At 70.4% G+C, this 12868-nt stretch carries 13 protein-coding genes; 1 reads left to right on the plus strand and 12 read right to left on the minus strand.

The window, feature by feature from the left end; translation table 11 throughout:
• On the plus strand, positions 1-527 hold a 527-nt coding region (locus VHR41_15915), incomplete at its 5' end, for a hypothetical protein (protein ID HEX3235684.1).
• An 89-nt stretch (positions 528-616) separates the two neighbouring features.
• Here the strand turns inward: VHR41_15915 and VHR41_15920 are convergent.
• The 12 genes from VHR41_15920 to VHR41_15975 all read right to left on the minus strand — a co-directional run bounded on the left by VHR41_15920 (position 617) and on the right by VHR41_15975 (position 12813).
• Positions 617-1063: a hypothetical protein gene (locus tag VHR41_15920; protein HEX3235685.1), complete on the minus strand. Its 447-nt coding sequence runs from the start codon at positions 1061-1063 to the stop codon at positions 617-619.
• Positions 1060-2445 (minus strand): lyase family protein, encoded by a 1386-nt coding sequence (locus tag VHR41_15925; GenBank protein ID HEX3235686.1) that lies wholly within the window; start codon positions 2443-2445, stop codon positions 1060-1062. Before VHR41_15925 ends, VHR41_15920 begins: the two co-directional genes overlap by 4 nt.
• 4 nt (positions 2446-2449) lie before the next feature.
• Positions 2450-3520, minus strand: coding sequence for a M20/M25/M40 family metallo-hydrolase (locus tag VHR41_15930; protein HEX3235687.1), 1071 nt, complete (start codon positions 3518-3520; stop codon positions 2450-2452).
• Positions 3510-4445: an acetylglutamate kinase gene (argB, locus tag VHR41_15935; GenBank protein ID HEX3235688.1), complete on the minus strand. Its 936-nt coding sequence runs from the start codon at positions 4443-4445 to the stop codon at positions 3510-3512. The genes VHR41_15930 and argB overlap by 11 nt, the downstream gene beginning before the upstream one ends.
• Entirely contained in the window at positions 4442-5464 is a 1023-nt protein-coding gene (locus VHR41_15940) for an N-acetylornithine carbamoyltransferase (protein HEX3235689.1), read from the minus strand. The genes argB and VHR41_15940 overlap by 4 nt, the downstream gene beginning before the upstream one ends.
• The gene (locus VHR41_15945; protein ID HEX3235690.1) at positions 5461-6630 is read right to left on the minus strand and encodes an aminotransferase class III-fold pyridoxal phosphate-dependent enzyme; all 1170 of its coding nucleotides are present in this window, start codon (positions 6628-6630) and stop codon (positions 5461-5463) included. The genes VHR41_15940 and VHR41_15945 overlap by 4 nt, the downstream gene beginning before the upstream one ends.
• Positions 6624-7673 carry an N-acetyl-gamma-glutamyl-phosphate reductase gene (gene argC / locus VHR41_15950; protein ID HEX3235691.1) on the minus strand — a complete coding sequence of 350 codons (1050 nt, stop codon included), beginning with the start codon at positions 7671-7673 and terminating at the stop codon, positions 6624-6626. Before argC ends, VHR41_15945 begins: the two co-directional genes overlap by 7 nt.
• A complete protein-coding gene (locus tag VHR41_15955; protein HEX3235692.1) occupies positions 7670-8782 on the minus strand; it encodes a hypothetical protein in 1113 nt (370 codons plus the stop codon). Before VHR41_15955 ends, argC begins: the two co-directional genes overlap by 4 nt.
• Before the next feature lie 26 nt (positions 8783-8808).
• A complete protein-coding gene (locus tag VHR41_15960) occupies positions 8809-10002 on the minus strand; it encodes an argininosuccinate synthase domain-containing protein (protein ID HEX3235693.1) in 1194 nt (397 codons plus the stop codon).
• Between the two features lie 121 nt (positions 10003-10123).
• Positions 10124-11110 (minus strand): hypothetical protein, encoded by a 987-nt coding sequence (locus VHR41_15965; protein ID HEX3235694.1) that lies wholly within the window; start codon positions 11108-11110, stop codon positions 10124-10126.
• Positions 11111-11144: 34 nt separating this feature from the next.
• Positions 11145-12290 (minus strand): right-handed parallel beta-helix repeat-containing protein, encoded by a 1146-nt coding sequence (locus VHR41_15970; GenBank protein ID HEX3235695.1) that lies wholly within the window; start codon positions 12288-12290, stop codon positions 11145-11147.
• Between the two features lie 196 nt (positions 12291-12486).
• The gene (locus tag VHR41_15975; GenBank protein HEX3235696.1) at positions 12487-12813 is read right to left on the minus strand and encodes a hypothetical protein; all 327 of its coding nucleotides are present in this window, start codon (positions 12811-12813) and stop codon (positions 12487-12489) included.
• Positions 12814-12868 lie beyond the last annotated feature (55 nt).

Below are 12868 nucleotides of genomic sequence, written 5' to 3' on the forward strand. Positions count from 1 at the left end.
CCGGGTGGGGCCCCCGCGCACTCCTCAGCAGGGTAGCGCACTGGAGTACCGAGCTGCTCACGCCGCAGCCGCTCCAGGCAGCCGTCGCGGTGAAGACGGGCTCCAGCGGAACGACCAGCGGCTTCAAGAGCAAGTTCAAGACGAATGGGGTGTCGACCCTGACGGTGACCTTCACCGCTCCGGGCAGCAAGGGGCCGAAGCTCGGGAAGCCGTTCAACGCGACCGTCACCGTCACCGCTCTGGATGACCAATCGGTTGCCACGGGCGTACTCAACACCTGTGTCTACATCAAGGGCTCCAACAACAATGGGACCCCCACCCGGGTGCAGGGTCCCAAGGATCCCGCGTGCCTCACTCCGCCCGCGCCAACACCCGACACGGTGTCCGCGGTGACCGGAGCGGGCGGGACGGCAACCCTCAGCCTTACCGTCACCAAGTCGGGCGGTCTGGTCCTCACTGCCAACGCCAATGTGATCGGCCGGACTGGTGCCGGTGTTGGGATGGTCAAGACCAACGTCGCCCCGTAACGCGTACCCTGACGGCTTTCGCTTTGAGAGGGCGGCTCGCCAGAGCCGCCCTCTCTTTTTCGCGGGTCAACCAACGATGCGCAATCCGCTCAGCCAAGCGAAAGCTTCCGCACCTCGGCGATGACCCGGCGCTGGGCCCTGGCGTCCTTGACGGCCAGGAAGATGGTATCGTCGCCGGCCAGCGTGCCCACCACGTCGGACCACGCCAGCCGGTCGATGGCCACCGCCACCCGGTTGGCTTCACCCGGGGGCGTGTGCAGGACGACGAGCGCCTCGCCGGCCGGCTCTATGCTCAGGACTCCCTCCGAAATGCGAAGCTCGTCCGGGTCCGCGGGCGGCCGGATCGAGGCGGACCGCCGGTAGGCGCCATCCACCTTGACCAGCCGCAGTGCCGCGATGTCACGGCTGACCGATGACTGGGTGACGTCCCATCCCTCGGAGGCCAGCGCCTCCGCCAGCTCCTCCTGGGTACGGACCGCACGAGTGCTGATCAGCTCGAGGATCTTGAGGTGGCGCTTGCGCCGGTCGGTCGTCATCCTGCCCGAGCCCGGGTGCGGCCGGCCAGCCGCTGCATCGCGGCGTCGAAGCGCCGCCGCTCGCGCGCGGCCCAGCTCCGCGCGCGCCGGATTCGAGCGCGCGCCTGGGGGAGACCCAGATCACCGAGCCCCCCGGCGGACGACCGCCGGGCCAGGATGTGGGTGGGGGCTGGAGAAACGAATCGCTCGCCACGGGTGAGCGCGGCCGCCACCTCCCGATGCGCCAGGCGGAACGGCTGACCCAGCTCGACCCGGCGCATGACCTCGTCGGTCGCCAACGTCCCGCCCGCGAGCGCGGCCGAGCAGCGCGCGCGATCGACGCCAAGCCGGGGAACCGCGCTCGCCATCATCCCGAGCATCGCCGCGGTGCGGTCGAGCCCGCGCATGAGCGGCTCCTTCAGAAGCTGGAAGTCCCGATGGTAACCGCCGGCGAGCTTGCCCTTGATCTGCAGCACGGCGACGAGGTCCCCCTCCAGCGCGGCGGCCCGGGCCCGGGTGAGCTCGAACAGATCGGGATTGCGCTTGTGGGGCATGATGCTCGACCCGGTGGCGAGCTCCGCCGGCAGGATCAGGTAGCCGAACTCCTCCGCGCTCAGGAGAATCACGTCCGCCGAGAGCCGCTGCAGCTCGTGGCCCAGCTGGGAGCACCAGAAGAGCGCGGCGGCCTCCAGCTTGCCCCGCCCGCCCTGCACCGTAGCGACGTTCCGGTCCAGCCCGCCGAAGCCGAGCGCCCGCGCCACCAGCGCCCGGTCGAGCGGGAGCGGCACGCCGTACCCCGCCGCGCTTCCCAGCGGCGAGCGATCCACCTGGGTCCACAGCGCCGGAAGCGCCTCGATCGTATCGAGCATGCCTTCCGCGTACGCTCCCGCCCAGAGCCCGACCGATGACGGCATGGCTCGGCGCTGATGGGTGTAGCCGGGCCAGAGCACCGTCCGGTGGCGGGAGGCAAAGGAGACCAGCTCCTCCGCCAGCGCAAGCGCCGCCTGGTGCAGCGACCAGAGGGAGTGCTTGAGGAAGAGCCGCAGGTCGCAGGCAACCTGATCGTTTCGCGACCGACCCGTGTGGAGCCGCTCGCCGATGCCCGGCAGGCGCCGCGTCAGCCATTCCTCGACCGCGGTATGGATGTCCTCGTGACGGCGCGCGACCGCCAGATGCCCCGAATCCACCGCCGCCAGCGCCTGCCGAAGCCCGCGGCGGAGCCGGCCGTACTCGGCGCCGCTCAGGAGACCCGCGGCGCGGAGCCCTTCGATGTGCCCCAGGCTGCCGAGCACGTCCCACCGCAGCAGCCGCGAATCCCATGGCCGGTCGTCACCAGCGGTGTACTCGAGCACCGCCCGGTCGGGGGCGCTCGAGGCGCTCCAGAGGGTGGTCGGCCTGGCCACGCCGCTAGTGCTCCCCGAGATACGCGGTCACGAGCCCGGCGTAGAACTCGCGCGCGGCGGTGACCTCGGGCAGATCGACGTACTCGTCGGCCGTGTGCGAGCGCCGGCTGGTGCCGGGGCCGCACTTGATCGCGTCGGTGTGCCGGAGAAAAACCCAGTCGGAGCAGGTCGGACTCCCGAAGGTCCTGGCCTTGGGACGGACCCGGCGGGCCGCGGCGAGAAGCGGTGAGCCCGGGGGCGTCTCGCAGGGGACCATGCGCCGGGAGGTGACCACGACCGTCGACTCGAGCGCGCGCTGCAGCACCTGGGTGATCTCCTCGTGGCTCCAGTCCGGCGTGCTGCGGATGTCGAGCACGGCCTTGGCCACGGGTGGCGTCACGTTGCGGCTGATGCCCGCCTCCAGCATCGTCGGCGTCGCGGTGGTCTGACCCAGCACCGGATGCGCTCGGGAATCGAAAAGGTCCTGCAGCCGCAGCAGGTCGCGTGCGAGGACCAGCGCGGCGTTGGTGAAATCCCCATCGGCCGACGCGTAGCCGGCGTGACGCTGGTGCCCCTGGGCGATCAGGTCGGCCATGAGGAGCCCCCGTTGCGCAACGGCGACGTCGAGACTGGTCGGCTCGCCGACCACCGCCGCCTCGATAGCGCCCGCGCGGGCGACCGCCCGCTCCATCGTGGTGTTCTTGGTCTCCTCGCCGTACCCGAGCAATACCAGCAGGCGCCCCGCCGCGAGGCCGCCGGCATCCAGCAGGTCCTTCGCGGCGCAGAGCATGGCAGCCACCGAGGCCTTGGCATCGCCCGAGCCACGGCCATAGAGGCGGCCGTCCTCGATGAACGGGGTGAACGGATCGCGGGTCCACCCGCTGCCCGGCGGCACCACGTCGAGATGGGAGACCAGAGCGATGGTTGCGCCCGGGGCGCGGCCGCGGAGCTCGACCCGGACCGCGGCATCGTCCCGGGTCACCTCGAGACCCCACCCGCGCGCGGTCTCCTCGAGGAAGGAGGCCAGGGTTGCCTCGTCGCCGCTCACCGACGGAATTGCCACGATGTCTCGCAGGAGCTGGACCTCATCCGGCAAGATCGACTCCGAGGTAGGTGGCCTTCTCCTTGCGGCCGACGATCATAGTGCCACAGCCCGCCCCGGTGAAGACCTCCAGCAGCAGCGCGTCGGGAGCGCGGCCGTCGATGATGTGGGTGCGCTCGACCCCGCCGGTGGCCGCCCGGATGCAGGCCTCCACCTTGGGCCGCATTCCACCTGCCAGGACGCCACTGGCCATGAGGCCGGCGAGGTCGTCGGGGTCGGCAAAGGTGACGAGGGTGGTCGGGTCCTTCCGGTCGCGGAGCACGCCGGGGGCGCCGGTGAGGAAGATGAGCTTCTGGGCCCGGAGCGCCACCGCGAGCGACTCCGCCACGGTGTCGGCATTCACGTTGAACACCTCCCCATCCTCTCCGCCCGCCAGGCTGGCGACCACCGGGACGAACCGCGCTTCCATGAGGGTGGTGAGGATCCGGGGGTCGACCCGCTGGATATCGCCCACGTGGCCGAAGTCCACCTTCAGCGTGGCACCGTCGTCGTCCACCACGTTGCCGGGCGGGCGGCGGTGGGCGGTGATGAGGTCGGCGTCCACCCCGCTCAGTCCCACCGCCTGCACCCGGTGCTCCCGGAGCGCAGCGAGCAGGTCGACATTGAGCTGGCCGGCGTAGACCATCTTGGCCACTTCAAGTGCCGCGTCGTCGGTGATCCGGCGCCCCGCCACGATGCGCGGCTCGGTGCCGAGCCGGCGGCTCAGGTTGGACGCCTGCGGCCCTCCGCCGTGGACCACGACCAGCCGGATGCTGAGGGAGGAGAGCAGCGCGAGCTGGGCGGTCACGTGATCGAGCACCTCCGGCTCTCCCACCACGTCGCCGCCCAGCTTCACGACGAAGACCTGATCGCGATACGCTCGCACATAGCGCAGCGCCCCTTTGAGGCCCGCGATGCCCTTGCTGGTGTCGATGGTCACGCGGCACTTCTCCCAAGCAGCTCCAACAAGAGGGCCCGCTGCGCGTGGAGCCGGTTCTCCGCCTGCTCCACCACGACCGAGTTCGGCCCATCCAGCACGGCGTCGTCGATCTCCACGTTGCGCCGGACCGGGAGACAATGCATCACGATCCCCTTGCCGCCCCGGGTCCCGCGGAGCCGGGCGGGGGTGAGCCGCCAGTCTCGGAGGCCTGCCCGGAGCGCCGCCTCTTCCTGAGGCTTGCCGTAGAGCTTGACCGAGCCCCAGGACTTGACGTACACCGCGTCCGCGCCGACCAGCGCGTCGTCGGGATCGTCGATGATGTGGACGAACTCCCCGCCCGTCTCCTGCGTCAGCCGGCGGACCAGCGCGGTGTCCTCGGGGTCGAGCTCGTACCCCTCCGGGCGGCCAATGACGATCTCCATGCCGAGCCGGGCGGCGGCAAGGGCCGCACTGGCGGGTACGGCCGTGGGGAGCGCCTTGGGATGCCAGGCCCAGGTGAGGACGAAGCGCTTACCGGCGGTGTCGCCCAGCTTTTCCCGCAGAGTCATGGCGTCGGCCAGAGCCTGGCAGGGGTGGCGGCGGGCGGACTCGAGGTTGATGACCGGCTTGTCGCAGTAGCGGGCGAAATTCCGGAGGATGAGATCTTTCCGCGCCTCGGTCCAATCGCTGCCCCGGGGAAAGCTGCGCAGTCCCAGCGCATCGGCGTAGCGACCCAGCACCCGGGCCGCGTCCACGATGTGCTCGACCGTGTCGCCGTCCATCACGGCGCCCAGCTCGGTCTCCAGCGGCCAGCTCCCCTTCCCCGGCTCCAGCACGACGGCGTGTCCGCCGTGGAGGTACATCGCGGTCTCGAAGCTGGTGCGGGTCCGAAGACTCGGATCCATGAACACCATGGCCAGCACCTTCCGCTCGAGGCCCCCGGTGATCTCCCCGCGCTTGATCCGCCCCGCGAGCGCCAGCAGGCCCTCGACCTCGTCCGCGGTCCAATCCTCCAGCGCCAGGAAGTCGCGTTTGCTCACGGCAGCACCTCCTTGAGCCCTGCGAGCAGGAGATCGGCCTCGCGGAGCGAGAACGAGAGCGGCGGCAACAACCGAAGCACCCGCGGGTCGGTGGCGGTGCCGGTGAGGATCCGGCGGTCGAAGAGCGCCCGCTGCACCTCGACGGCCGGCCGCCCCAGGTGAAGGCCAAGCAGCAGACCCCGCCCGGTGACGGTGGCAACGCCCAATGCCCGCGCCCCTTGCGCGAGGTGACCCCCGATCTCGACCGCGTTGGCGATGAGACCGTCCCGCTCGATCACGCCGATATTGGCGAGCGCCGCCGCGCACGGCACCGGGCCGCCTCCGAAGGTACTGCCGAGGTCGCCGGGAGTCAGCGAGTCCGTGAGGCTGGGCGCGGCCACCACGGCGCCGATCGGAAGCCCGCCCGCGAGCCCCTTGGCAAAGGTGAGCGCGTCCGGCGTCACCCCGAATGCCGCAGCTGCGCTGAACCCGCCGCAGCGGCCGACCCCGCACTGCACCTCGTCGAAGAGCAGGGCCGCGCCCCGCGCGCTGCAGATCCGGCGGGCGGCGTGCAGGAAATCGGGCGAGCAGTCGCGGGCACCGGCGAACCCCTGGACCGGCTCGACCAGCACCGCCGCTACGCGCTCGTCGACTGCGGCGTCGAGAGCGGCGATATCGTCGAACGGCACCTTGACCGACAGCGGCACGCCGGCGCGGCGGGCCGCCTCCTCATACCCCGGCCCGTCGGTGCAGGCAAGCGTCGCCGCTGTCCTCCCATGCCAGCCGCCCCGGATGGTGACGATGGTCTGCCGCCCGGTAGCCCGGCGCGCCAGATGCAACGCGTTCTCGTTGGCCTCCGCGCCGGAGTTGCAGAAGAAGACCTGACCCAGCGGATCGGGACAGAGCGCCGCCAGCTTCTCCGCCAGCTCCTCCCGTTGGGGAAGCGGTACCGCGGTGGAGTAGAACAGCAGCCGTTCCGCCTGCTCCGCGATGGCCCGGACCACATCGGGATGGCTGTGGCCGGTGGAGGCGACGGCGTGGCCGCCGTAGGCGTCGAGCCACCGATCCCCGTTCTCGTCGATGAGCCAGGACCCGAAGCCACGGACCGGGCGCACCGGCATCGAGGCGTAGACCGGGAGGAGCGCGGGCCGGGCGCCGACCGCCGAGGCCACGCTCTGACTCAGCACGGATATGCCCCCGCGATGGCGAGTCCGGCCCGCTCGTCGATACCCAGCGCGAGATTCATCGCCTGGACGGCCTGGCCCCCGGCGCCTTTCACCAGGTTGTCGATGGCCACGGTGACCTGCACCTCCCGGCCGTCGGTGCTCTCGACCGCGTGGATCAGAGCGTAGTTGGTGCCCACCGCATGGGTGAGCTCGGGCGGGGTATCGAGCACTCGGACGAACGGCCGGTCACGATAGGCGTCCCGATACCAGTCGGCCGCGACGCTGCCGGGATCTCCCTCGGTGATGGCCAGGTCGGTGTCGAGATAAGCGTGCAGGGTGAGGTAGATCCCCCGCACGAACGGGCCGGAATGGGTCAGTAGACGTGCCGTCGCATCGGGCCGCCCGACCCATTCCCGCCAGCCTTGCAGCACTTCGGCCTCGTGACGATGGCCGAGCACCGAGTAGGCGAAGAGGTTGTTGGCCCGCATCGGATGGTGGGTGGTGGGCCGGGGCTGTACGCCGGCTCCGCTCGAGCCAGTGACCGCGAAAAGCGAGGGCGAGACGTCCAGCCCGGCCCGGGCGAGAGGATAGAGCGCCAGCTGCGCCGCGGTGGCGAAGCAGCCGGGGGCCGCGATGGCGGTCGCGCCCCGAAGCTCGCACCCGCGCACGTCGGCCAGCCCGTAGGCGAATCGGCGCACCAGATCAGGCGCGGCATGCGGCCCGTAGAACCGCTCGTACAGATCGAGATCCTGCACCCGGAAATCCGCGGCGAGATCGATGACCAGACCAGGCCCCGCCTCGAAGACCTCCCCGGCGATCCGCGAAGACTCGCCATGCTCGAGGCAGAGGAAAACCACGTCACGGCCCCGCGCGACCTCTCCCGGTGTGGCCCCCGCGAAGCGCGCGTCCGACACGGCGGCGAGCGCCGGGTGCACGTCGGCGATCGGCTTGCCGGCCTGACTCCGGCTGGTCGCCACGCACTCCGTGACATGGGGATGCTGGAGCAGTAAGCGGAGCAGCTCGCCTCCGGCGTACCCCGCGGCGCCGACAACGGCGATCTTCATGCGCCGGCGGCCACCACGGTGGCTCGAAGACGCGCGAGGTCCGCCCCTGGAGGCACGTAGGCCTCGATCGCGGCGCGCACCACCGCGAGCAGGCCCGCCGTGTCCCGCCGGGCGTTGTGTGCCGGGAGGCCCAGACCGGTCGTGACGTACACCTGGCCGACTTCGTTGTCGGTGGCCGGTCCGGTGATGACGGTGACCGGCAGCTCGAACTCCCGCCGCATCAGCTCGACGGCGCCCCAGCAGGCCACCGGGTCGGGCGCCGCCATGACGTAGGCCGCGCCGACCCGGGTCAGCTCCCGGTCGTGCAGAATGTCCTGTACGCCGTACTCGCCCAGGATGCCATCGCCCAGCTCGGCGACGATCACGTCGGGCCTGGTGCCGGCGAGACGGTTGAAGATCCCCTTGGCGGTCGTCACCGTCACTCCCGCATGCGTGCTGGCGATACCGACGTCGTTGAAGGTGAGCGCGGCCACCGCACCCGCGTCGAGCATGGAGAGCGCGTCGCGCATGAGCGAGACCCCGGTGAGCTTGGCCGCGGCCACCCGGAGGCCGCCGCGAGTGAGCCCGCGCACCAGCTCCGTCGCCGCCACCGTCTTGCCGGAGTTCATGCAGGTGCCGGCGACGTAGACGACGGGGACCTTGGTCTCCAGCGCGTCCGCCGGCGGAACGGCGCGGTCGCGGATGTGGGCCGGCCGGCCGACCCGGTCGCCCAGCTCGGGGAACGCGAGGACGGCGCCCAATACCTCGGCCTTGAACGGCGGCCCGATCTCCGGGTTGACCGAGGTGCAGCGGCCCAGAATGCCGCCGAGATTGAGGACCTCGATCGTGTCGCCGACGGCGATGCGCCCCGGCACCACACCGGCGTAGCCCCGGAGCGCGCGGCGAGTGCCGAGAGTGCCGGCGAGCACATCGCCGGCACGAAGCGCGAGCATTCGTCCGGTGACGTCCTCGACCGTGTTGTAGTCGGCCTTGTCCTCCAGGACGCGCACGGCAAGCACGTACCCCTCGGCCGCGACGATCTCGTCGCCCACGATCACCTCGGGGGAGAGCGCGGCGTTTCTGGTGGAGCTGCTGATCCGGTCGAGCCGGACCCGACTGGTGACGACCATCGATGACCTCATGCGGGAGAAAGGCTTTACTTCGGCGCCGCGCGCGCGGCGAGCAGCGAGGGCACGGCAGACACCCGGGCGAACGCACGGGCCTCGTCCCCGGTCCAGAGGAGATTTTCCTCGCCGTAGGTGGCGACCGAAGCATCCATCATGGAGTGCGGACTGCGGGTGCCCACCACCTGAAAGCGGCCAGGCGCGAGACGGACCCGGGTCTCGCCGGTGACCCGCACCTGCGAGCTGGTGATCAGCGCCTCGATGTCGCGCAGCGACGGGTCGAAGTACTGGCCCTCGTGCAGCCGGTCGCCGTAGAAGCGGCCGAGCTGGTCCTTCCAGAACGTCTGCCACCTGGTGAGCACCAGCTTCTCCAGCTCGCGGTGCGCGCCGATCAGCAGCAGCGCGGCGCCGGCCTCGAAACCGATCCGGCCCTTGATACCCAGGGCGGTCTCACCCACGTGGATGTTGCGGCCGAGACCGTATGCCTCCGAGAGCTCACCCAGGCGAGCGACCAGCGCGGGACCCACCAAGGCGGCGCCGTCGAGGGCGACGGGAAGCCCGCGCTCCCATGCCAGCACGATTTCGCGGACCGCGGGCGCTGTGGCTGGTGGGTCGAGCAGCTCCGGCGGCGGTCCCGCCCAGGTATCGTGGGTCCAACCGCCGCCCCAGGTGGTGCCCCAGAGGCCGCGGTTGATGGAGTAGGCGCCGGCCTTGGCGGGCACCGGAAGGCCGAGTCGCTCGAGGTAGGCGATCGACTGCTCGCGCTTCACGCCGTGGTCGCGGATCGGGGTGACGATCTGAAGATCGGGGGCGAGGACCCGCAGTGCGACATCGAACCGGATCTGGTCGTTGCCGGCGCCGGTGGAGCCGTGGGCGACGGCGCGGGCGCCCATGCGCCGGGCGGTCTCCACCACCGAGAGTGCCTGCTGGGTCCGCTCCGCCGCCACGCTCAGGGGGTAGACCTCTCCCCGGAGCACGTTGCCCTGGATGAGGAACCGGACGAAGCGCAGGTAGACCTGGTCGCGCGCGTCGATTTCGTGGTGCTCGACGGCGCCGACCCGCTCCGCCTGTTGCCGGATGGCGGCGCGCTCCTGGGCGGTGGCGCCGCCGGTGTCCACGTACACGGTGTGCACGGCCCAGCCGTCCTCGGCCAGGCGGGGAACGCAGTAGGAGGTGTCGAGCCCGCCGGAGAAGGCGAGGGCGAGGGGGGCGCCGGGTGAGTGCATATTGCATAAGTATGCACTGGCACCGGCAGAACACAAGCCGGAGGGATCGACCCCTTCGTCGGGGCCTTAGCGACGCTGCCTCAGCCGACGCGGCGGAAGCCGAAGCGGCGGAGGCCCGAAGCTATTTGCCGAGCTCGATCTTCCCCAACCGCCCGGTTCCACTCAGCGCCAGCCAGAGCCTGCCGCGTGTGCTGTCCGTCTCCATGTGCCGCACGATCGCGCCGGGCGTGGGGAAGGCGATCGTCTCCATCTTCTCGGTCTTGGGATCGAAGGCGACCATCTTGCCGGCCCCCGACTCGCAGTACCAGACCCGTCCGTCCGTGCCGATAGCGATGCCATACGGGCCGGACCCCTTGCCCGATGGCGACGGCCAGTCTCGCACCTTCCCTGTCTTGGGATCGAGCGCCCCGAGGTAGCCGCGCCCGAAGTCGGTATACCAGACGGTGCCGTCTCCACCCACCTGCAGGCGCCGCGGCCGCGCTTCGGCGGCGGGCAGCACGAACTCACGCATGCTGCCGGTCGCGGGATCGACTCGACCCAGCTTGTTGGTACCCAGCATCGCGATCCAGATCGACCCGTCGGGCGCGGCCACGATGCCGTAGGGGACCGACTCGGGAGTCGGAGTGTGGTACACCTTCACCGCACCGCTCTCGGGGTCGAGACTGCCGTAGCTCGCGTTGTTCGCGTCGGTAAACCAGATCCGACCTTGGTGGAAGATGGGCGTGTGGGGATTACGCACTTCCGGGGGCAGCGCGAATTCGGTGATGTGCCCGGTCTTGGGATCTACCCGGCCGATGACGCCGGCGCCCTGCCCGGTGTACCAGACGTGCCCGTCCGGCGCCACCGTGAGACCGTGCGGCCCGGAGCGGGCGGTCGGCGTGGGATAGTCGACGACTTTCCCAGTCGCGGGGTCGAGCCGGCCGATGAAGCTGTTCTTCTGGTCGGTGTACCAGACGCTCCCGTCGCGGGCGACGGCAGGATCGTGCGGGAAGTTGCCGGGACGGGGAATCACGTATTCGACGATGGTGGGTGGCGCCGGCGCAGCCGCCAGGAGGAGTCCCGCGACCGCGGCGAGGCGGAACGAGCGGAACGAGTTGATCATCTGCATGTGCGGCCTCATCCGAAGATTGGTTGTCGACGAGTCATGGGAGCAGCACCGCGCTCCCCGCACCGCCATAGGCGCCGAGGTCGGCGCGCCGGCGGCCCATCGCCGGCCGGCGCGCGGCGCCTCCGGAGCCGGGGTCAGGAGCCACGGAGGGGTCGCCGGAGTCGATCGCCGGTGAGCCCGGGGCCAGGTAGTAGTGGAGGCTGTCGGCGAAGCGCGGATCGGCGTCGAGATTCCCGGTGCCGGGGAAGCCGCCTTCGACCAGATCGTAATCGCCCGTCGGAGAACGGCGCTTCGATTTGTCGATCTGGCCGCCGACCGCCTGCTGATTGCCCCACACGATATTATTGCGCAGCACGGCGGGCGCGTAGATGGTGAGTCCGCCACCTTTCCCCGCCAGCCCTCCCGGGGTGGTGTCGGGCAGCACCGCGACATTGCCCGTGATGGTGTTCTGCTCGATCAGGTTGGCCAGCCGGTAACTGAGCCTGCCCACCACCCAGAGCCCCGAGCCGCCGAATCCGGCCCCGCCGCGGTTCCCCACGATGAGATTGTTTCGGACCGTGCCGGCCGAGTGGAAGAGCACGATGCCCGCGCCGTAGTGACCCTGGTTTCGCCGGATCACGTTGTTCCGGATGATCGGCTCCGCATACCCGCAACGGATCCCGCCGCCACCCGCGCTCAACACGCCGGCCGCGGCTGCCACATCGACCGCCTGATTGTCCTCGATCACGTTGTGCTGGATGACGGGAGAGGAGAGCTCGCAGAGCACGCCCCCGCCCTCGCGATACGGCGCCTTCTGGGCGGCATCGGTCCAGATGGTGCCCTTGCCGCCCGTAAGGGTGAACCCGCTCAGAACCGCGGTCGAGTCCTCCTCGTCGACGAACAGCACCACACTGGCGGTGTCGGGGTGTCGCGGGTGGCTTCCGTCGATGATGGTGCGGGAGATGATCGCCGGGTCGTGCCTCAGCAGGTACTCGCTGGCCACGAGGATTCCCTTGCCCCCGAACCGGATGTTCTCCAGATAGCGTCCCGGGGCCACCAGCACGGTATCGCCCGCTGCCGAGCTGTCGATGGCCGCCTGGATGGTTCGATACTCGCCCGGCACGTGCCGGATTCGGCCCGCCGGTGGACCGGCCATGGCCAGCAGACTCCCCAGCAGCAGCCAGGTGGCACGGAACGGCATCACTCCTCCGATTGGTGAGCGTGGCGGACGCCGAGCCGAGGCGCCTTACCAACGACGGTATCCGCGGGGATCAGGTTTCCACCTGAGGATCGAGCGGTGGGCAGGCACAGGGCAGGCCGCCAACGGCGGAAGCAACGATACGATCGACAAGATCGGCGCGAGGACGCCTGGCGCCCTCGCGCCATTCGAGATGGGATCAGTGCAGCTGCCGCATGTCTGCCGTCATGCCCACGTCCAGATCGTGGACGTAGAGGGCGGCGCCGCTGCCATCGGGAGATTCACTGACGACGTCCCGGAGGAGTTCCAGCGCCTCGGTGAGGGTTCGGGCAAAGGCGTATTCCAGCGCGCGCGGCGCCGGCTCGCCTTCGCGGGTTTCGGGCAGATAGGCGGCGAGAAAACGGTCGGTGATGACGGGGAGAAGGTCGCGGTGGTTCGAAGGTGGCAGTGCGTGACGGCGTTCGATTTCGGTCAGGAGACGCTCGGCCATGAGCAAGCGCTCCTGTTCCAGGTCGGCAGGAAGCATCACATACTCCCTCTACTCGTCGTGCCGGCCTGTCTGGCGCCCGGCCGGCGGGGAG

It is taken from the genome of Gemmatimonadales bacterium (assembly GCA_036265815.1).
Lineage (GTDB): Bacteria > Gemmatimonadota > Gemmatimonadetes > Gemmatimonadales > GWC2-71-9 > CAVVWJ01.